18 protein-coding genes are annotated in these 19,724 nt (G+C 71.4%); 11 read left to right on the forward strand and 7 right to left on the reverse strand.

Annotation, left to right across the window (positions count from 1 at the left end; translation table 11 throughout):
• The first annotated feature begins 291 nt into the window (after nt 1–291).
• Nucleotides 292–780 (forward strand): hypothetical protein, encoded by a 489-nt coding sequence (locus tag ACIBK5_RS07435; protein WP_399017123.1) that lies wholly within the window; start codon nt 292–294, stop codon nt 778–780.
• A 117-nt stretch (nt 781–897) separates the two neighbouring features.
• On the opposite strand, the gene ACIBK5_RS07440 is transcribed toward ACIBK5_RS07435, so the two are convergent.
• The 3 genes from ACIBK5_RS07440 to ACIBK5_RS07450 form a co-directional block, all read right to left on the reverse strand.
• Nucleotides 898–1,458, reverse strand: a complete 561-nt coding sequence (locus tag ACIBK5_RS07440; RefSeq protein ID WP_399017318.1) for a hypothetical protein — start codon at nt 1,456–1,458, stop codon at nt 898–900.
• Nucleotides 1,459–1,680: 222 nt separating this feature from the next.
• On the reverse strand, nt 1,681–2,415 hold the full coding sequence (locus ACIBK5_RS07445) for a hypothetical protein (RefSeq protein WP_399017319.1): 735 nt from the start codon (nt 2,413–2,415) through the stop codon (nt 1,681–1,683).
• Between the two features lie 54 nt (nt 2,416–2,469).
• Entirely contained in the window at nt 2,470–2,598 is a 129-nt protein-coding gene (locus ACIBK5_RS07450) for a hypothetical protein (protein WP_399017125.1), read from the reverse strand.
• A gap of 767 nt (nt 2,599–3,365) precedes the next feature.
• Here ACIBK5_RS07450 and ACIBK5_RS07455 point away from each other — a divergent pair.
• The 3 genes from ACIBK5_RS07455 to ACIBK5_RS07465 all read left to right on the forward strand — a co-directional run bounded on the left by ACIBK5_RS07455 (nt 3,366) and on the right by ACIBK5_RS07465 (nt 7,637).
• Nucleotides 3,366–4,352: an SCO0930 family lipoprotein gene (locus tag ACIBK5_RS07455; RefSeq protein WP_399017127.1), complete on the forward strand. Its 987-nt coding sequence runs from the start codon at nt 3,366–3,368 to the stop codon at nt 4,350–4,352.
• A 331-nt stretch (nt 4,353–4,683) separates the two neighbouring features.
• Complete coding sequence (locus ACIBK5_RS07460) at nt 4,684–5,496, forward strand: SAM-dependent methyltransferase (RefSeq protein ID WP_399017128.1); 813 nt, start codon at nt 4,684–4,686, stop codon at nt 5,494–5,496.
• The gene (locus ACIBK5_RS07465) at nt 5,493–7,637 is read left to right on the forward strand and encodes a putative bifunctional diguanylate cyclase/phosphodiesterase (RefSeq protein WP_399017129.1); all 2,145 of its coding nucleotides are present in this window, start codon (nt 5,493–5,495) and stop codon (nt 7,635–7,637) included. The genes ACIBK5_RS07460 and ACIBK5_RS07465 overlap by 4 nt, the downstream gene beginning before the upstream one ends.
• Nucleotides 7,638–7,738: 101 nt before the next feature.
• Here the strand turns inward: ACIBK5_RS07465 and ACIBK5_RS07470 are convergent, their stop codons facing one another.
• A complete protein-coding gene (locus ACIBK5_RS07470) occupies nt 7,739–8,623 on the reverse strand; it encodes a LysR family transcriptional regulator (RefSeq protein WP_399017131.1) in 885 nt (294 codons plus the stop codon).
• A 118-nt stretch (nt 8,624–8,741) separates the two neighbouring features.
• Here ACIBK5_RS07470 and ACIBK5_RS07475 point away from each other — a divergent pair, with 118 nt between their 5' ends.
• The 6 genes from ACIBK5_RS07475 (at nt 8,742) to ACIBK5_RS07500 (ending at nt 15,289) form a co-directional block, all read left to right on the forward strand.
• On the forward strand, nt 8,742–9,413 hold the full coding sequence (locus tag ACIBK5_RS07475; RefSeq protein WP_399017321.1) for a succinate dehydrogenase: 672 nt from the start codon (nt 8,742–8,744) through the stop codon (nt 9,411–9,413).
• Between the two features lies 1 nt (nt 9,414).
• Complete coding sequence (locus ACIBK5_RS07480; RefSeq protein WP_399017133.1) at nt 9,415–11,364, forward strand: fumarate reductase/succinate dehydrogenase flavoprotein subunit; 1,950 nt, start codon at nt 9,415–9,417, stop codon at nt 11,362–11,364.
• Nucleotides 11,361–12,110, forward strand: a complete 750-nt coding sequence (locus tag ACIBK5_RS07485) for a succinate dehydrogenase/fumarate reductase iron-sulfur subunit (RefSeq protein WP_399017135.1) — start codon at nt 11,361–11,363, stop codon at nt 12,108–12,110. Before ACIBK5_RS07480 ends, ACIBK5_RS07485 begins: the two co-directional genes overlap by 4 nt.
• A gap of 188 nt (nt 12,111–12,298) precedes the next feature.
• On the forward strand, nt 12,299–13,066 hold the full coding sequence (locus ACIBK5_RS07490; protein WP_399017136.1) for a GNAT family N-acetyltransferase: 768 nt from the start codon (nt 12,299–12,301) through the stop codon (nt 13,064–13,066).
• Nucleotides 13,066–13,998, forward strand: a complete 933-nt coding sequence (locus ACIBK5_RS07495) for a lysophospholipid acyltransferase family protein (RefSeq protein ID WP_399017138.1) — start codon at nt 13,066–13,068, stop codon at nt 13,996–13,998. Before ACIBK5_RS07490 ends, ACIBK5_RS07495 begins: the two co-directional genes overlap by 1 nt.
• 115 nt (nt 13,999–14,113) lie before the next feature.
• Entirely contained in the window at nt 14,114–15,289 is a 1,176-nt protein-coding gene (locus ACIBK5_RS07500; protein WP_399017140.1) for an alanine--tRNA ligase-related protein, read from the forward strand.
• Between the two features lie 27 nt (nt 15,290–15,316).
• On the opposite strand, the gene ACIBK5_RS07505 is transcribed toward ACIBK5_RS07500, so the two are convergent.
• The gene (locus ACIBK5_RS07505; protein WP_399017142.1) at nt 15,317–17,674 is read right to left on the reverse strand and encodes an ABC transporter; all 2,358 of its coding nucleotides are present in this window, start codon (nt 17,672–17,674) and stop codon (nt 15,317–15,319) included.
• Between the two features lie 11 nt (nt 17,675–17,685).
• Nucleotides 17,686–18,672, reverse strand: a complete 987-nt coding sequence (locus tag ACIBK5_RS07510) for an LLM class flavin-dependent oxidoreductase (protein ID WP_399017143.1) — start codon at nt 18,670–18,672, stop codon at nt 17,686–17,688.
• 131 nt (nt 18,673–18,803) lie between these two features.
• Here ACIBK5_RS07510 and ACIBK5_RS07515 point away from each other — a divergent pair, with 131 nt between their 5' ends.
• Nucleotides 18,804–19,514: a DNA polymerase beta superfamily protein gene (locus tag ACIBK5_RS07515; protein WP_399017145.1), complete on the forward strand. Its 711-nt coding sequence runs from the start codon at nt 18,804–18,806 to the stop codon at nt 19,512–19,514.
• On the opposite strand, the gene rpmF is transcribed toward ACIBK5_RS07515, so the two are convergent.
• Nucleotides 19,497–19,667, reverse strand: coding sequence for a 50S ribosomal protein L32 (rpmF, locus tag ACIBK5_RS07520; protein WP_399017147.1), 171 nt, complete (start codon nt 19,665–19,667; stop codon nt 19,497–19,499). The two genes, ACIBK5_RS07515 and rpmF, sit on opposite strands and share 18 nt — an antisense overlap.
• Between the last annotated feature and the right edge of the window lie 57 nt (nt 19,668–19,724).

Genomic DNA, 19,724 nt, shown 5'->3' on the forward strand with positions numbered 1-19,724 from the left:
GCCGCGCACGGAACCGGCGACGGGACGGGGGCGAACGGGTGGCCAGGGCCCGCGTTCGATGGCCCGGGTATTTCAGGTGCGCCATCCGAGTTGCCGCCGCGAGGAAATTTCTGACGGTCTGTGACCTGCGGCGATATCCGATTGCGTGGTTTTCCCGCGGTATCCGCTCTCACCAGGACGGACCATTCCCGAAATGCGGGTCCGGGGAGGGCAACTGACTGTCTTTCTGGGAGGCGCTTTCTCGCCGATCGACCGGGGACGGGTCCCGGGGCGTCTTCCGCGGAGGTTCACATGCGTAACACTCGTGCTCTGGCGGTCGCCGGCGCGGCGGTCGCCGCCCTCGGGCTCGCCGCCCCCGCGGCCGTCGCGTGGGACAGACCGAGCAACATCGTCGCCCTGCCCAGCGTGATCGCCCGCGGCGGTCAGCTGACCATCACGGTCGACGGCTGCCGCCGCGGCGGCACGGCGACCTCCAGCGCGTTCACGATGCCGGCGACGCTCTCGCCCATCCGCGGCGCCAACGAGACGGCGAGGGGCACCGCCACGATCAGGAACAACGCCCGCCCGGGTCCGTACGACATCACGGTCAGGTGCGACGGCAGGACCCTGACCAAGCCGCAGGCCTTCACCGTCATCGGTGGTGTCCGCGGCGGCATCGGCGGCAGCAGCACCACCGGTGCGACACCGACCGACGTGGCCATCGGCGGCGGCCTCGTGACCGCGGCGGCCGTCGGCGGCGGCGTGTTCTGGATGCGCCGCCGGGCCGAGCGGCGCGTCTGACGCCTCGCTTCCGGCTCGTACGACGCGTCGCATCGCGCCTGAAACGGTCCTCGCCCCGGTTCCCTTGAGGGCCCGGGGCGAGGACCGGACCCGCGGGCGGCAACCGCTCCGGGCCGGTCAGCCGGTGTCCTCGTCGGTGCGGCGGCGTGCGATGTGGTACGTCGTCCCCAGCGCGCCGGCGATCAGCGCGGCGCCGAGGCCGATCTCCTTGAGGTCGAAGCCCGCGAGGGTGCCGCCCTCTCCGGCGTGCGCGCCCTTCGACGGGTGACGGTGGTGGTCCGCCGGGTGGTGCGGGGAGTGGTGCGTCGGCTGGTGGGTGGGGTGGTGCGTCGGACGGCCGCCCGCGATGGTCAGGCGCGCGGTGCCGCTCGACTCGTCACAGACGAACTCCACGTCGTACACGGCGCCGGGCTTGGCGTCCCAGTCGACCACGGCCCGCGCCGACGACTCCCGGGGCGGGATGGCGACCAGGTCGAAGACCCGTGAGGAGACCACCGCCTCTCCACGGCACGCCGCGTTGCGGACCACCCGCAGGGTGACCCGTTCACCCGCCGCGACGGTGGAGGGCTCGACGCTGAAGCCGAAATCGGTCCGGACCGCCGCGTAGGCGGTCGGCATGCAGGAGGCGAGGGCGCCTGCGCCCAGCAGTACGGCCGAAGCGACGCGTATCGCGCGCATGGTGACCTCCGGGTCCCCGAGGAGCAGCCGCGGACCTGTTCCGCTCACGTCAGACATGCACCTCGATGCCCGAAACGCTAGGAAAGGGCGCGCTGTGGCGCGATCGCAGTAGCGCGAATGGGGCACGCGTGTGGGCCGCCCGGGGGAACTCCGGTACCGCGGCCGGGGGACGGCGACGGCGTGTCGCGCGCCCCCCGGCCCTGATCCGTGGTGCGAACGCCGTCAGTCCCCGGCGCCCGGGAAGAGATTGAGGAACGGGTCCGCCGACGCGGTCACGCCCCTGCTGTACGGCGAGTCGAAGTCCCAGATCAGGAACAGCAGGAAGGCGATCAGCGCCGAGAACAGCCCGGCGAGGACCATTTCCCGTGTCGTTCTGCGGATCTGCAGGGCGAAGATCATCCCGATCGTGACCACGGCTCCCGCGATCAGCCCGAACCACACCACGCCCGGCATGGTCTCCCCGGTCGACTCCGCGCGGGCGATCCGGGCCTGGTTGGCCGCGGTCACCTGGTCGAGGAGCGGCTGGTAGGCCTGGGCCTGGAAGTCCGTCTTAGGCTCGTAGTCGGTGACGTCCTGCCGGACACGCTCGAAGAGCCGGTGACCGCGCTCGGTGACCCGGCCCTCGTCGGCCATGGTGTCCCACTCGGTGGTGACGACGTATCCCACGTAGGCCTCGATGTCGTCCCGGATCCGGTCGCGCGCGTCGGCCGGGTAGACCCGGACCCGCTCCGAGATCTCGTGCAGCGCGGTGGCCTCGGCCTGGACGTGGTCCTGGGCGGCGCTGCGCCCCTCCCAGACACCGGCGATCGCCAGGCCCAGCACGATGGCGTACACCACGCCGATCCACATCGTCATGTACTCGATGACGTCCGGGGTCTCACTGGGGTCCTCGTCGTCGGACGCCGTGCGGTGGCGTACGAGGGTGATGATGACCACCACGGCGCAGGCGGCCAGCATCGCGAGGGTGAGAACAAGCCATTCCGGCAAGAGATACCTCCAGGGCTTCGGGAATCAGCGCGCGCGCAGCGCGGCGACGGCGACCACCGCGGGCACCGTGACGAGCAGGACGAAGGTGAGCGGCGACATCGCGTTGCTGGTCCGGCGTGGCCGCGGCGCGGTGCGATACCGCGGGTAGTGCACGGGCGAGGCGGACGGACGCGGGGTGGGTGTGGCCGACGGCTTCGGTGCCGGAGCCGGGGGAGGGGGCGGCGGTGGCACGGGCCTGAGGGTCGGCTCGGGCCGGGGCGCCGCCGGGCGTGGAGCGGGCGGCGGAGGCGGCGGAGGCGGCGGCTCGGGCCTGGCCGTGGGCGTGGGCTTCGGAGGAGGTGGAGTCGGGTCCGGAGACGGACTCGGCGTCGGCGTCGGTTTCGGCGGCGGGGGTGTCGGAGTCGGAGTCGGCGTGGGCGTCGGTGTGGGCGTGGGCGTGGGTGTGGGTGTCGGGCACGGCGGCTTGGTCGGCCAGGTCTTGCTCCCGGCGTACGCCACCGCCTTCGTGCCGTCCGGCCCCGTCGAGGCGTACGCGCAGGCGGTGGCCACCGCCACTGAACCCGGTGCGCCGACGAGCGCCCATGTCAGCGCCGCCACCGCCAAGGCCCGTACGGCGACGGCGGGTTGGATCGAGAGGGGTCCATACACGACGAAGATCATGAGCCCTGTTCCGCCGGGATGTGCCGGAGCGCAAGGGGATTGCCCCGAAAGAGGGATATCCGGGTGTCGTCGGTTTGATCAGCGGTCGCCCGCAGGGAGCCCGGCACGCACATGCGTACGACGGTGGACGGCGCTCCTCACAGCTTCCGGAAAGAAATTTGGCCGGTCGTTGAACACAATCGCTGCTCCCATGCGTACTCATGACCGTGCGGCGGCGCAGCAGGGCGCTGCAACACCCTTGCGATTATGGGGAGTTGACGATGAAGACCTCCTGGCGGAGCGCCTCACTCGTGGCGAGCGCCGCGGCGGTCCTGGCGCTGACGACGGCGTGCGGTCAGGACAGCCCACCGGCGGCCAGCCAGAACGTGGGTGCCACGGCGGCACCCGGGGATTACGGAAACATCGGCTCCGGGACCGCCGGTGCGGGCGGCACCGCGAGCAGCCCGGCTGCCGTGCCGAGCGCTTCCAGCCCGTCCAACCCCGCGGGCAAGCTGTCCGTCTCCACCGCCGACGAGATCGGCAAGGTGGTGACCGACAGCCTCGGCCTCACCCTGTACCGGTTCGACCAGGACACCGAGCAGCCGCCCAAGTCGAACTGCGACGGCGACTGCGCCAAGACCTGGCCGCCGGTCCCCGCGGACGACGCCGAGGCGGGCGAGGGCATCGACAAGGCGCTGCTCGGCTCGGTCACCCGGGCCGACGGCACCAAGCAGCTGACCGTCGGCGGCTGGCCGGCCTACCGCTACGCCAAGGACGTCAACGCGGGTGACGTCAAGGGCCAGGGCGTGGGCGGCAAGTGGTACGCGCTGGCCCCCGACGGCAAGAAGGCCCAGGAGGGCGGTGCGGGCGCCGCCGGCGGCGGCGGGGCCGAGGCGCAGGCGGGGCTGTCCACCCGTGAAGACCCCAAGCTCGGCGAGATCGTCGTCGACAAGAACGGCATGACCGTCTACCGGTTCAAGAAGGACGAGGCCTGGCCCAAGCCCGTCTCGAACTGCAGCGGCGAGTGCCTGAAGAAGTGGCCGCTCGTGGAGCCCGTCGACTTCGCCGACACCAAGGGCATCCAGGAGAAGGGCTACATGATCTTCGACCGGACCGACGGCAAGGGCAAGCAGCAGACGATCAACTGCTCGCCGATCTACACCTTCGCCGGCGACAAGGCCCCGGGCGACACCAACGGCCAGGGTGTGGGCGGTACTTGGTTCGCCGTGCGCCCCGACGGAAAGCTGGTCGGCTCGTCGGAGAAGTAGAGAAACCTCCCCAGGGTTGATCATCTCGTCCACCCTGCGGCGTTGACCCGGTCCGTCCCTCCGTGCCCCACGGAGGGACGGACCGTTTTGCCGTGCTTCACCTGAACTCATCGAATTCTCAACACTCTTCCCCTTCCGAACCGGAACTCTCCGGAATGCCTCGAACACGGTTCGTCATATGTTCGAAGGGCAGGCGGGCGGGTATCAATTCGGCACGTGCCGCAGGCAGTGACCGGGAACGGATGGTCAATTTCCGTTTCGGGTCGCTCCATTGGCGGGCGATCAGTAGCCTCTGCTCGAACACCGGATCGCCTACGCCTTGGAGAGATAGATGGAGCGTCCCGCCTGGGCCCCACGGAGCATCGACATCTCGGTGCCCTCCGTTTCCCGGATGTACGACTTCTATCTGGGCGGATCGCACAACTTCGAGGTCGACCGGGAAGCGGCCCGCAGGGCCATGGGGTTCCTGCCGGGACTCCCCAAGATCATGCAGGCGAACCGGGCGTTCATGCGCCGCGCCGTGCGCCACGCGGCCGCCGAGGGCATCACCCAGTTCCTGGACATCGGCTCCGGCATCCCCACCTTCGGCAATGTGCACGAGGTGGCCCAGGCCGCCAGCCCGGGCGCGCGCGTGGTGTACGTCGACCACGACCCGGTGGCCGTGGCGCACAGCCAGGCGGTCCTGGAGGGCAACGACGACGCGGGTGTCGTCGCCGCGGATCTCCGCAAGCCCCAGGACATCCTGAGCAGCCCCGAGGTGGAGCGGCTGATCGACCTGAATCAGCCAGTGGCCCTGCTCCTCGTTGCCATACTTCACTTCGTGGAAGACGAGGACGACCCGTACGGGGCGGTGGCCGGGCTGCGGGACGCGCTCGCGCCCGGCAGCCTGCTCGTGCTCACCCATGCCTCCTACGAGGGGATCCCGCTGCCGCCGGAGCGGGCCGGGGGTGCGGTGGACGTGTACGACGAGATCCGCAGCCCGCTGATCATGCGCTCGCGCGAGGAGATCGCGCGGTTCTTCGAGGGGTACGACATGGTGGAACCCGGACTGGTGGCGATGCCACGCTGGCGGCCCGACACCGCACCGGAGGACGAGGATCCGTACGCGTTCTCCGGTTTCGCGGGCGTGGGGCGTACGGCGTGATCGCGGAACCGGACGGGCCGGAGGACAGACTGCGCAGATTCGCGACGATCTGGAGCCGGGCGGTGTACCCGGTGACCTCGACGTCGTCGACCCGCCCGGAGTTCGAGGAGCAACTGCTGCCGCTGGCCCGGCGGCTGAGCGAGGCCCTGGTGGCCCGGGCCTTCGACTCCGACGAGGGCAGGGCCGTGGGCGCCGCCCTCGTGGACGCGCACTGCACCGACCCCGAGGCACTCAGCCACACGCTGGACTGCGTGGACGCCTACCTGGTGCTGTACTGCGGTGGCGACGGCGACCAGGAGGACCTGCGGGCGCGCTGCGCCCGGCTCCAGCACGCGATGTCCGCCGGCTTCGCCCGGGCGCTGCGCGAGCGGACGCTGGCCGAACAGGAGGCCATCGCCGAGGCGGCCCTCCAGGCGCAGGGCGTGGTGGCGCAGGCCCTGCACGCGAGCGAGGCCCGCTTCCGGGCGGTCTTCGAGGGCGCGGCCATAGGCATCGGCATGGCCGACCTCGAGGGCAACATCCTCCAGGTCAACGGCGCGCTGCTGCGCATGTTCGGGATCTCCGAAGGGGCGTTGCGCAGCCGCAACGTCATGGAGTGGACCCACCCCGACGACGCGCCGCAGACCTGGCGGCTCTACGACGAGCTCGTACGCGGCGAGCGTGAGCACTACCACCTGGAGAAGGCGTTCTACCGCCCCGACGGAACGGTCCTGTGGACCAATCTGACGGTCTCCCTGCTGCGCGACGCCGACGGCGACCCGCAGTATCAGCTCGCCCTCATGGAGGACACCACCGAGCGGCGGCTGCTCAACCTGCGGCTGCGCTACGAGGCCACGCACGACGCGCTGACCGGCCTGCCGAACCGCACCTTCTTCTTCGAGCGCCTGGAGAAGGCACTGGGCGCCGGGGAAGGCCAGCGGTTCGGGCTGTGCTACCTCGACCTCGACGGCTTCAAGACCGTCAACGACAGCCTGGGCCACGCGGCCGGCGACCGGCTGCTGGTGGAGGTCGCCGACCGGCTGCAGTCCTGCGCCACCGCGCCCGGCGAGATGGTCGCCCGGCTCGGCGGCGACGAGTTCGTGGCGCTGACCACCGGCTCCGACACCCAGCACGAGGTCGACGAGCTCGCCGGCCGCATCATGAACGCGCTGCTCGCGCCGATCAGCGTCGACGGCCGGGAGCTGACCGTGCGCGGCAGCATCGGCATCGTCGAGGGCCCGGCCGGGGAGCGCAGCCCGGCGGAGGTGCTGCGCAGCGCCGACATCACCATGTACCGGGCCAAGTCCGCGGGCGGCAACCGCTTCGAACTCGCCGACCCCGAGGCCGACGCCCGCGCCATCACCCGGCACGGACTGACCACGGCCCTGCCCACCGCGCTGGAGCGGGGCGAGTTCTTCATCGAGTACCAGCCGCTGGTCCACCTCGGCGACGGCAGCGTCCGGGGAGCCGAGGCCCTGGTGCGCTGGCTGCACCCGCAGCACGGCGTGCTCGGCCCGGACCGCTTCATCCCGCTCGCCGAGCACACCGGACTGATCGTGCCGCTGGGCCGCTGGGTCCTGGAACAGTCGGTGCGCCAGGCCCGCGAGTGGCGGGAACTGCACGGCGGCGCCGAGGCCGTGGGCCCGCTGCGGATCAACGTCAACCTCTCGCCCTGCCAGCTGACCCACCCCGGTCTGGTGCAGGACACCGTCGACATCCTGGAACGCACGGGCATCGAACCGGACGCGCTCTGCCTGGAGGTCACGGAGTCGGCGCTGATCGGCGCGGACGACGACCTGCTGAAGCCGTTGCGCCGGCTGGCGGAGATGGGCGTAGACATCGCCCTGGACGACTTCGGCACGGGTTACTCCAACCTCGCCAACCTGCGCCGGCTGCCCGTCAGCATCCTGAAACTGGACCGCTCCTTCACCCAGAGCATGCAGCAGTTCCCGGCCGACCCCGTCGACCTCAAGATCGTCGAGGGAATCGTCTCCCTGGCCCACAGCCTGGACCTCGCGGTCACGGTCGAGGGCGTGGAAACGGGCGCCCAGGCCGAGCAACTCCGCATCCTGGGCTGCGACACGGCCCAGGGCTGGTACTACGCGAGGCCGGGCCCCCCGGAGCGCCTGCACGAACTGGCCCTGGTGGACGCCACGGGCTAGAGGGTGACGCCCTAGGGGCGCGGGGAACTGCGCGAACAACCACGACGCTCCCGCACACCCCCACGGAGCTCTCACGAAACGGCGCTCCGACCCAAACCGCCTCACCGCTCAAGCAGCATCCGCTGCAGCTCCCGAGCGGCCCGAGGCGGAGCCACATCACTACGGTGAGCCAGCGCGATCGTGCGATGAAGCCCGGGCCGGGCCAGCGGAGTAACCCGCAGCCCGCGCCCGGCCCTCGCCGCCACCATCCGCGGCACCACGGCAACCCCGAGCCCCGCCCGCACAAACCCCAGCACCGCGTCCATCTCCCCGCCCTCCACGGCGAAGTCGGGTTCGAACCCCTCGGCCCGGCACGCCGCAACGGTCAGTTCCCGCAGGTCATAGCCGTGCCGGAACATCACCAGGCGCTCACCCTCCAGGTCCGCTACATGCACGGTCCGTTTGCCCTGCCCGGGCCGCGGTGCGTCAGGGGACGAGACGACCACGAGATCCTCCCGCAGCAGCTCCACCGTGGTCAGCGCCGGTGACGGCGTCGGCAGCGGCAGCACGACCAGCGCCAGATCCAGCGCGCCACGGGCCAGCTCCCGCACCAGATCATGAGAGCCGCCCTCCTCGATCAGCAGCCGGATCCCCGGGTAGCGGTCATGGAACGCGCGCAGCACATCCGGCAGCAGACCCGTGCACACACTCGGCGTCGCCCCCAGCCGCACCCGCCCCCGCCGCAGCTGCGCCAGCTCCTGCACCTCCTGCCGCGCCGTGTCCGCGTCGGCCAGGATCCGCCGGGCCAGGGGCAGCAGCGCCTCCCCGGCGTCCGTGAGCGTGATGTTGCCGCGCGCCCGCAGGAACAGGTCCGCGCCCAGTTCCCGCTCCAGCGCCTTGATCTGCTGTGACAACGACGGCTGCGCGACATGGACCAGATCGGCGGCCCGGGTGAAGTGCCGGGTCTCGGCGACCGCCACGAAGTACTGGAGCTGCTGGAACTGCATACTCGTACGATAGCCCCAGCCTATGGAATCAAGCCGGACCATGTCTTGGACCGATCGGTCGAGCGTCCGTAGCGTTCTGGCCATGGCTCTGGCAACGCGGACGGACCGACGGCCGTCCCTGGCACGCACCGTGTGGGACTCCACCCTCGGCAAGAAGACCGTGATGGCGGTCAGCGGGCTGATCATGCTGCTGTACCTGGTCGTCCACATGATCGGAAACCTGAAGATCTTCTTCGGGGCCGGCGAGTTCAACGACTACGCGCACTGGCTGCGGGTCGTCGGCGAGCCGTTCATGCACTACGAGTGGACGCTCTGGCTCGTCCGGATCGTGCTGGTCGTCGCCGTCGTCGCGCACGCCACCTCGGCGTACCAGCTCAGCCGCCGCGACATCAGGGCACGGCCCAGCAAGTACGTGCACAAGAAGCCGCGGGCCTCCTACGCCACGCGCACCATGCGCTGGGGCGGCATCATCCTCGGGCTGTTCATCGTCTGGCACATCCTGGACCTGACGACCGGCACCCTGCACCCCGGTGGCTTCCAGGAGGGCCGTCCGTACCAGAACGTCGTGGACACCTTCTCCACCTGGTACGGCAACGTCGTCTACATCGTCGCGATGCTCGCCCTCGGCCTGCACATCCGCCACGGCTTCTGGAGCGCCGCCCAGACCCTCGGCGCCGGCAGCCGCAGCCGCGACCGCGCCCTGAAGGCCACGGCCGACATCCTCGCGCTGCTGCTCACGGTCGGCTTCATCGCCGTACCCGTGGGCGTCATGACCGGATTGGTGAGCTGACATGTCTACCTACGCCGAGTACACGACCGGCGAACCGGTCGTCGACACCAAGGCCCCCGCCGGACCCGTGAGCGAGCGCTGGGACAAGCGCCGCTTCGAGGCCAAGCTGGTCAACCCCGCCAACCGGCGCAAGCACACGGTGATCGTGGTGGGGACGGGCCTGGCCGGCGGCTCAGCCGGTGCCACCCTCGCCGAACAGGGCTACCACGTCGTTCAGTTCTGCTACCAGGACTCCCCGCGCCGCGCCCACTCCATCGCCGCGCAGGGCGGCATCAACGCCGCGAAGAACTACCGCAACGACGGCGACTCCATCCACCGGCTGTTCTACGACACCGTCAAGGGCGGCGACTTCCGGGCCCGTGAGTCCAACGTCCACCGGCTCGCGCAGATCTCCGTCGAGATCATCGACCAGTGCGTGGCCCAGGGCGTGCCCTTCGCCCGTGAGTACGGCGGGCTGCTCGACACGCGCTCCTTCGGCGGCGTCCAGGTCTCGCGCACGTTCTACGCCCGCGGCCAGACGGGCCAGCAGCTCCTCCTCGGCGCCTACCAGGCCCTGAGCCGGCAGATCGCCGCCGGCAACATCGAGATGCACCCGCGGACCGAGATGCTCGACCTGATCGTCATCGACGGCAAGGCGCGCGGGATCGTGGCCCGGGATCTCATCACCGGCCGCATCGACACCTACTTCGCGGACGCCGTCGTACTCGCGAGCGGTGGCTACGGCAACGTCTTCTACCTGTCGACGAACGCCATGAACTCCAACGCCACCGCCATCTGGCGGGCCCACCGGCGGGGCGCCTACTTCGCCAACCCCTGTTTCACGCAGATCCACCCCACGTGCATCCCGCGCACCGGCGACCACCAGTCCAAGCTGACGCTGATGAGCGAGTCGCTGCGCAACGACGGGCGTATCTGGGTGCCGAAGGCGAAGGGGGACCGGCGGCCCCCGAACGAGATCCCCGAGGACGAGCGCGACTACTACCTGGAGCGCATCTACCCGTCCTTCGGCAATCTCGTGCCGCGTGACATCGCCTCGCGTGCCGCGAAGAACGTGTGCGACGAGGGCAGGGGCGTCGGTCCCGGAGGCCAGGGCGTGTACCTGGACTTCGCCGACGCGATCGCGCGGATGGGCCGCAAGGCCGTCGAGGCCAGGTACGGCAACCTCTTCGACATGTACCAGCGGATCACCGACGAGGACCCGTACCGGGTGCCGATGCGGATCTACCCCGCCGTGCACTACACGATGGGCGGCCTGTGGGTCGACTACGACCTCCAGACCACCGTCCCCGGGCTGTTCGCGATCGGCGAGGCCAACTTCTCCGACCACGGCGCCAACCGGCTCGGCGCCTCCGCGCTGATGCAGGGTCTGGCCGACGGCTACTTCGTGCTGCCGGCGACCATCAACGACTATCTGGCCCGCAACCCGCACCACGACCCGGTCACCGACGAGCACCCCGTCGTCCAGGAGGTGCTGGCCGAGACCCAGGACCGGCTCAACCTGCTGCTGTCCGTCGACGGCGACCGCACCCCCGACTCCTTCCACCGCGAGGTCGGCGAGCTGATGTGGGAGTTCTGCGGCATGGCCCGCACGGACTCCGGGCTGCGCAAGGCCCTGGAGCGCATCCCGCAGATCCGGGAGGAGTTCTGGCGGCGGATCAGGGTGCCGGGCACCGGCGAGGAGTTCAACCAGTCGCTGGAGAAGGCCAACCGGGTCGTCGACTACCTGGAGCTGGCCGAGCTGATGTGCCTCGACGCGCTGCACCGCGCCGAGTCCTGCGGCGGCCACTTCCGCGAGGAGTCCCAGACGCCCGACGGCGAGGCCGCCCGCAAGGACGAGGAGTTCGGGTACGCGGCCGCCTGGGAGTTCACCGGCACCGGCGAGGCTCCGGCCCTGCACAGGGAAGACCTGGCCTTCGAGTACGTCCACCCCACTCAGCGGAGCTACGCATGAAGCTCACCCTGCGCGTCTGGCGGCAGCGGAACGCCGACGCCGACGGCACGATGTCCACGTACCAGGTGGACGACATCTCGCCCGACATGTCCTTCCTGGAGATGCTCGACACGCTCAACGAGGAGCTCATCCTGCGGGGTGAGGACCCCGTGGCCTTCGACCACGACTGCCGCGAGGGCATCTGCGGTGCCTGTTCCCTCGTGATCAACGGGGACGCGCACGGGCCGGAACGCACCACGACCTGCCAGTTGCACATGCGGTCCTTCGAGGACGGCGACACGATCGACATCGAGCCGTGGCGGGCGTCGGCCTTCCCGGTCATCAAGGATCTGGTCGTGGACCGGTCCGCCTTCGACCGGATCATCCAGGCCGGTGGCTACATCACCGCGCCGACGGGCGCTGCTCCGGAAGCGCATGCCACGCCGGTACCGAAGCCGGACGCCGACTTCGCCTTCGAGCACGCCGAGTGCATCGGGTGCGGTGCGTGTGTGGCGGCTTGCCCCAACGGGGCGGCGATGCTGTTCACGTCCGCCAAGGTCAACCATCTCAATGTGCTGCCGCAGGGGGCGCCCGAGCGGGAGACTCGTGTCCTGGACATGGTGGAGCAGATGGACGAGGAAGGATTCGGGGGGTGCACGCTCGCGGGGGAGTGTGCCACGGCTTGTCCCAAGGGGATTCCGCTGATGTCCATCACCAGTATGAACAAGGAGTGGCTGCGGGCCACTCGGCGGGTGGGTAAGGGGTAGGTGCCGGGTGCGGGTGCGTGGGGGTTGAGCGCGCAGTTCCCCGCGCCCCTTCAGGGCGATACACTTCTGGCATTCAATCTCCTGGCATCCGCGATCCTGGCAGTGGTTACTCGTTGGTCAGGCGGCATGGGCACAACAGTGGGCGGCGGCACCGCTCGCCGCCTCCGGCCCGTGACCAGGAGAGAGCCATGACCGGCGTACTGACCGTCGACCGCCCCGCGCAGCCCACGGCCCCCACCCGCTACACCGTCTCCCTCGCCCGGAACGAGGAGGACGTGCGTGCCGCCCAGCGGCTGCGGCACGACGTCTTCGCCGGGGAGCTGGGCGCCCTGCTGACCGGCCCGCAGCCGGGCCTGGACGTCGACTCGTTCGACGCGTACTGCGACCACCTGCTCGTCCGCGAGGAGACGACCGGCCAGGTCGTCGGCACCTACCGGCTGCTGCCGCCGGAGCGCGCGGCGGTCGCCGGGCGACTCTACTCGGAGAGCGAGTTCGATCTGACCTCCCTCGGCGGGATCCGGCCGGAACTCGTCGAGGTCGGCCGCTCCTGTGTCCACCCCGACCACCGTGACGGCGCGGTCATCAGCCTCATCTGGGCCGGTATCGCCCGCTACATGGTCGACCGCGGCCACGAGTGGCTCGCCGGCTGCTGCTCCATCCCGCTGGCCGACGGCGGCGCTCTCGCCTCCGCCACCTGGGACCGGGTGAGCGACAAGCACCTGTCGCCGCTGGAGTACCGCGTCCAGCCGCTGCTGCCGTGGATCCCGGGTCCCGCCCCCGCCGCCCGCGTCGAACTGCCCGCCCTGCTCCGCGGCTATCTGCGCCTCGGTGCCTGGGTGTGCGGCGAGCCGGCCCACGACCCGGACTTCGGCGTCGCCGACCTGTACGTGCTGCTGCCGATGAGCCGGGTCAACTCGCGCTACCTGCGGCACTTCCTCTCCCTCGTGCCGGCCTGATGAGCGCCTGGCTGCCCCTCGCGCCATGTACGCCCCGGGCGTGTGTCGAGCCGGTGGCGAGGGCCGTGCCCTGGGCCGTGCTGCGGCTCGCCGCGGTCGTCCTGCTCCTCCTCGCCGGGATCGTGCTGACGCCGTTCGGCGCACGTATACCGGCGTCCCTGGTCCGGCGGTGGTGCCGGTGGATCGTGCGGGCCGCAGGGGTCCAGGTCCGCATCACCGGCGCCACCGCCCCCACCGGCGGGCTGCTGCTGGTCGCCAACCACATCTCCTGGCTGGACATCCCGCTGCTGGCCGCCGTACGTCCCGCCCGGATGCTGGCCAAGACCGAGGTGCGGCGGTGGCCCGTCGCCGGGCCGCTGGCCGCGCGCGGCGGCGTCCTGTTCATCGACCGGGACCGCCTGCGGGCCCTCCCGGGCACCGTCGCCCGGATCGCCGAGGTGCTGCGCGAGGGCCGGGCCGTCGGCGTCTTCCCCGAGGGCAGCACCTGGTGCGGCCGCTCCCAGGGGATCTTCCGCCGGGCCGTCTTCCAGGCCGCCCTGGACGCGGGGGCCGCCGTCCAGCCGGTACGCATCCAGTACCGGATCGCCGGTGGTTCCACGAGCACCGCGCCCGCCTTCGTCGGCGACGACACGCTGCCGGCCTCGGTCTGGCGTGTGGTGTCGGCGCGCGGACTGGTGGCCGACGTGGACGTACAGGCCGTCATACCCCCGGGTGCCCACCCCGACCGGCGCTCGCTCGCCCGGGCCGCCCAGCCGGCGCGGCCCGCACAGCCGGCCTGGACACACGCCGCCCTGGTGACCCGGCCGTACGACGGCACGAAAAATCCCGCGACCGTCCCGGCGCCCGCTGTTACCGTCGCAGCCATGGAGGTCATCAAGCGCACCGAAGCCGCAGCCGCGCGAGCGACCAGCTCACCGGCTGCCGAAGCCTGACCTCGTCACCCCTTCCCGGCGGCCGGAAACGGACCGCCAGGACCCCCGTACCCTCGTACTCTCCGGCTTCCCTCGCGCGGTTCGTTCCGGTCACCCTGACCTCAAGGAGACCGCCATGGACACGGACCGGACCGTACGGACGTTCAACGACTTCTTCCGTGAGCGCGGGCACCGGCTCGTCACAGGCAGCACACTGCTGCCCCCGCCCTCGGACCCGGTGCTCTTCACCACGGCCGGCATGCAGCCCCTCACGCCGTATCTGCTGGGCCGCCCGCATCCGCAGGGGCGGCGGCTGGTCAACCTCCAGCGCTGCCTGCGCACCACCGACCTGGACGAGATCGGCGACACCACGCATCTGACGGTGTTCGAGATGCTCGGCTCCTGGTCACTGGGCGACTACGACCACGCCCAGTCGCTCCGCTGGGGGTACGAACTGCTGCGCGACGGATTCGGCATCCCGCACGAGCGGCTGCACGTCACGGTCTTCGGCGGTTCCGACGAGGTCGGCCCCGACACCGAATCGCTGCGCGTCTGGGAGGAGCTGGGGCTGCCGGTGGAACGGGCCGGGGAGGAGAACTGGTGGTCCAACGGCCCGGCCGGCCCGTGCGGGCCCGACTCGGAGATCTTCGTCTGGACCGGCGAGCCCGGCACCCCGCCCCAGGGCACTCCCTCCACCGACCCCCGCTGGACGGAACTCTGGAACCACGTCCACATGCGCTACGAGCGCCACGCCGACGGCACTCTCGTCCCCCTGGGACAGCCCGGCGTCGACACGGGCATGGGCCTGGAACGCCTCGTCGCCGTCCTCCAGGGGCACCGGTCGGTCTACGACACGGACCTCTTCGAACCCTGGATGCGGACCGTGCCCTCGCTGTGGGGCCTGGACGGCCCGTCGACCCGCCTGGTCAGCGACCATCTGCGCGCCGGCATCGTCGTGCTCGGCGACGGCGTACGGCCCTCGAACACCGGCCGCGGCTACGTCCTGCGCCGGCTGATCCGCCGTCTCCTCACCACCCTCGGACGCGGCGACTCCTCCCGCACCCTCGCCGACCTCCCCCCGGAGCTGATCGAGCACACCCTCGACCACTTCCGCCAGCCCTTCGGCCGGGACCTCGTCCGGGAGGTCCTCCTCGACGAGGAACAGCGGTTCGGCAGGCTCCTCGAACGGGGAAGGCGCCTGCTGTCCCGGCCCGAATACCGGGGACCGCTCAGCGAAGAGGACTACGGCTACCTCCACGACACCCACGGCCTGCCCCGGGACCTCGTCGCCGGTCTGCTCGCCGCCCGCTGACCGGCCACGACCGGTCCCGTCGGCCGTCTACGACGGGCTTCCGCCGAGCGCCCGGCCCAGATGCCGCGCCGTGGCGCCCGGCTCCGCCCGGGCCACCTCCGCGGGCGGCCCCGCCGCCACGATCCGGCCGCCCGCGTCGCCGCCGCCCGGCCCGAGGTCGATCACCCAGTCCGCGCGCGCGACGACGGACATGTCGTGCTCGACGACGATCACGGTGTGCCCGGCGTCTACCAGGCCGTGCAGCTGGCGCATCAGGACGTCCACGTCGGCCGGGTGGAGACCGGTGGTCGGCTCGTCGAGGAGGTAGAGCGTGTGGCCCCGCCGGCCGCGCTGGAGCTCGCTCGCCAGCTTGATGCGCTGGGCCTCGCCGCCGGACAGTTCGGTCGCGGGCTGGCCGAGGCGCAGATAGCCGAGCCCCACGTCCAGCAGGGTGGTGAGGCTGCGGGCCACGCCCGGGGTGTCCGCGAAGAACTCCGCCGCGCTCTCCACCGTCAGGTCCAGCACCTGCGCGATGTTCCGTCCCCGGTACGTCACTTCCAGTGTCCCGGGGTTGTACCGGGCCCCGCCGCAGTCCGGGCAGGGCGCGTATGTGCTCGGCAGGAACAGCAGCTCCACGCTGACGAACCCCTCGCCCTGGCAGGTCTCACAGCGCCCGCCCGCCACGTTGAAGGAGAACCGGCCTACGCCGAAGCCCCGTTCTAGGGCGCCGTCCGTCGCCGCGAACACCTTGCGCACCACGTCGAAGAGTCCCGTGTAGGTCGCGAGGTTCGAGCGCGGGGTGCGCCCGATCGGCCTCTGGTCGACCGAGACCAGCCGGCCCACCCCCGCCGTGTCCGCCCTGTCCTCGGTGATCTCGCCGATGAGCGTGGACTTGCCCGAGCCGGACACCCCCGTGACAGCGGTGAACACGCCGAGCGGGAAGTCGGCGGTCACGCCGCGCAGGTTGTGCCGGGTGACCGGGCCGGTCCTCAGCCATCCGCTCGGTTCGCGGACCTCCCGGGCCGGGGCGGGGGAGCGGTCGAACAGATAGCGGGCCGTCGCCGACTCCTCGACGGCGGCCAGCTCCGCCACCGGGCCGCTGTGCAGCACCCGCCCGCCGTGCTCGCCCGCGTCGGGGCCCACGTCCACCAGCCAGTCGGCGCCGCGTACGACATCGAGGTGGTGCTCCACCACGAACACCGAGTTCCCGGCCGCCTTCAGCCGCTCCAGCACCGTGAGCAGCGCCTCGGTGTCCGCCGGGTGCAGTCCGGCCGACGGCTCGTCGAGGACGTAGACGACGCCGAACAGGCCGGAGCGCAGCTGGGTGGCGAGGCGCAGGCGTTGCAGTTCGCCGGCGGAGAGGGTGGGGGTGGGCCGGTCGAGGCTGAGGTAGCCGAGGCCCAGTTCGACGACCGGCGCGATCCGGGAGGTGAGGTCGGCGGTGAGGACCCGGGCGGTCTCCGACGTCGCGTCGAGACCGGCGGCCAGCTCGACCAGCGGCAGCGCCGCCAGCTCCGCGATGGTCCGGCCGCCGAACGTCACCGCCATCGCTTCGGGACGCAGCCGGCTCCCGCCGCAGGCCGAGCAGGGCGCACTGATCAGGAATCGTTCGGCCTTCGTCCGCAGGGTGGGGCTCTTGGAATCCGAGAAGGTCTTCATCACGTACCGCTGGGCGCTCATGTACGTGCCCTGGTACGGCCGCTGGATGCGGTCCGCGTCCCGCACCGGGTGCACGGTGACCACCGGCTGCTCGTCCGTGAACAGGATCCACTCCCGGGCCGCGGCGGGAAGCTCCCGCCACGGCCGGTCCACGTCGTGGCCGAGCGCGTCGAGGATGTCCCGCAGGTTCTTGCCCTGCCAGGCGCCCGGCCACGCGGCGATCGCGCCCTCGCGGATCGACAGCGACGGGTCGGGGACCAGCGACTCCTCGCTCGTACGGTGCACCTGCCCGAGCCCGTGGCACTCCGGGCAGGCCCCGGCCGCCGTGTTGGGCGAGAACGCGTCCGAGTCGAGGCGCTCGGCGCCGGGCGGGTAGGCGCCGGCCCGGGAGAACAGCATGCGCAGGGAGTTGGAGAGGTTGGTGACCGTGCCGACGGAGGAGCGCGAGGTCGGGGCGGCGCGGCGCTGCTGGAGGGAGACGGCAGGCGGCAGGCCGGTGATCTCCCCGACCTTCGGCGCGCCCACCTGGTGGATCAGCCGGCGCGCGTACGGCGCGACCGACTCGAAGTAGCGCCGCTGGGCCTCCGCGTAGATCGTGCCGAACGCCAGCGACGACTTGCCCGAGCCGGACACGCCGGTGAACACGGCCAGCACGTCCCGGGGGATGTCGACGTCGATGCCCTGGAGGTTGTGCTCGCGGGCGCCGCGGACGCGGACGAACGGGTCATGAGGGTCGCGGTCGTGCATGGGAAACGACTCTAACCGGCGGTGATCGCGGCCAGCCGCCGGTAGGAGTCCAGCAGGGCCTCGCGGTCGTACGTGCTGGTGGTGACCAGGACCTCCTGCGCGCCCGTCTCCTTCAGCAGCGTCTCCAGCTCATCGGCGACCTGCTCCTCGGTTCCCGCGACATGACCGGCGAGGCCTGCCTCGTAGAAGCCGCGCTCCTTGCCGGTCATGGTGAGCCCCTCCACGCGCTCGGCGGGCGGCAGGGGAGGGAAGGTGCCGTGGGTACGGGAGTACGCCATCGCCCAGGCCTCCGGGACCAGCAGCCGCCGGGCCTCCTCGGGGGTGGCGGCCACGGCGATCGTGCCCGAGATGACGACGTACGGCTCAGGCGCCCAGGCGGAGGGGCGGAAGTGCTCGCGGTAGTGGTCGATGCCGCGCCGCATCTTGTCCCGGTTCCGGAGATCACCGATGACCATGGGCAGGCCCGCGCGGGCGGCGATGCCGGCGCCCTCGCCCATGGCCAGGACGAACGGCGGCACGGTCAGCCCCTCGGCGGGGCGGGCATGGACCCCGGTGGGGGAGGTGCCCCGGAACCAGCCGAGCAGCTCACGCAGCTGGTCCTCGAAGTCCTCGGCGTCGTCCTTGTCGCGGCCCAGGGCCCTGCGCACCCCGTCCGTGAAGCCGACGGACCGGCCAAGACCCATGTCGATCCGCCCGGGGAACAGCGACTCCAGCACCCCGAACTGCTCGGCCACGACCAGCGGCCGGTGATTGGGCAGCATCACCCCGCCGGTGCCCACCCGGATCGTCCGGGTCGCGGCGGCCACGGCGGCGGCCAGCACGGTCGGCGCGGAACCGGCGACCCCGGGAACACCGTGATGCTCCGACACCCACACCCGGTGGTACCCGAGCCGCTCCAGCTCCCCGGCCAGCCGCACGGTGTCCCGCAGTGCCTCGGGGTGGGTGTGGCCCTCGCGGGTGCGGGAGCGGTCGAGGACGGACAGGCGTACTGGTTCCATACGAGGTTCTACGCCCCACGGGGCCGCCGGTATTCCGCCGCCGCGCGGGGAGCACCTCCGGAAAACCGGGTGACCGTGTCCTGGCAGGTCAGGACAATGGCCCGGTATCCCGTAGTGAAAGGCGGCCGACCGTGACCGTCCCCAACGTCCTGCTCTCCGGCATCGTCGGCTCGACCGCGTACGGACTCGCCCGGGAGGGCTCCGACATCGACCGCCTGGGCATGTTCGCGGCGCCCACCGCGGAGCTGCACGGTCTGCGCCGGCCGAAGGAGTCCCACGTCAGCACGGCGCCGGACAGCACGCTGCACGAGGCCGCCAAATGGTGCCGGCTCGCCCTGGGCGGCAATCCGACCGCGATGGAGCTGGTGTGGCTCCCGGACGAGCTGTACGAGGTGCGGACCCCGCTCGGCGACGAGCTCATCGGCATCCGGACGGCCTTTCTGTGCGCCAAGCGCGTCCGGGACGCCTATCTCGGCTACGCCACCCAGCAGTTCCGGCGGCTCGAGGCGCGCGGCGACGGCTCGTTCTCGGCGGACACCCGCAGGCGCACCGCGAAGCACGCCCGGCATCTCAAGCGGCTGTGCGGGCAGGGCCTGGAGCTGTACACCACCGGGCGGTTGACGATCCGCGTGGAGAACCCGGAGGAGTACCACGCCTTCGGGGAGCGCGTCGCCGCCGACCCGTCGGCCGCGCTGCCCCTGCTCAGACACTACGAGGCCGCCTTCGACACCGGCCCCACGGTGCTGCCGGACGCACCCGACGAGGCGCCGGTCGAGGCATGGCTGCGCCGGGTCCGCGCGCACTTCTACACGGCGGCCGGGAGCTCAGCCGTCGGGGCGTAGCAGCCCGCGCTCGTAGGCCTTGACCAGGTTCTGCGGTACGAGGTGGCGGACGCCGTCGACCGTGACCGGGACCAGGGCCGGCGTGGTCGCCTTCCACTGGGCGCGACGGTGACGGGTGTTGCTGCGGGACATCTTCCGCTTCGGGACAGCCATGGGACTCCTCCTCGGTGGTCGGGCACCGAGGACGCTACATGAAAATGGATCCCATTA

This window comes from Streptomyces sp. NPDC050546 (assembly GCF_044457425.1).
GTDB lineage: Bacteria > Actinomycetota > Actinomycetes > Streptomycetales > Streptomycetaceae > Streptomyces.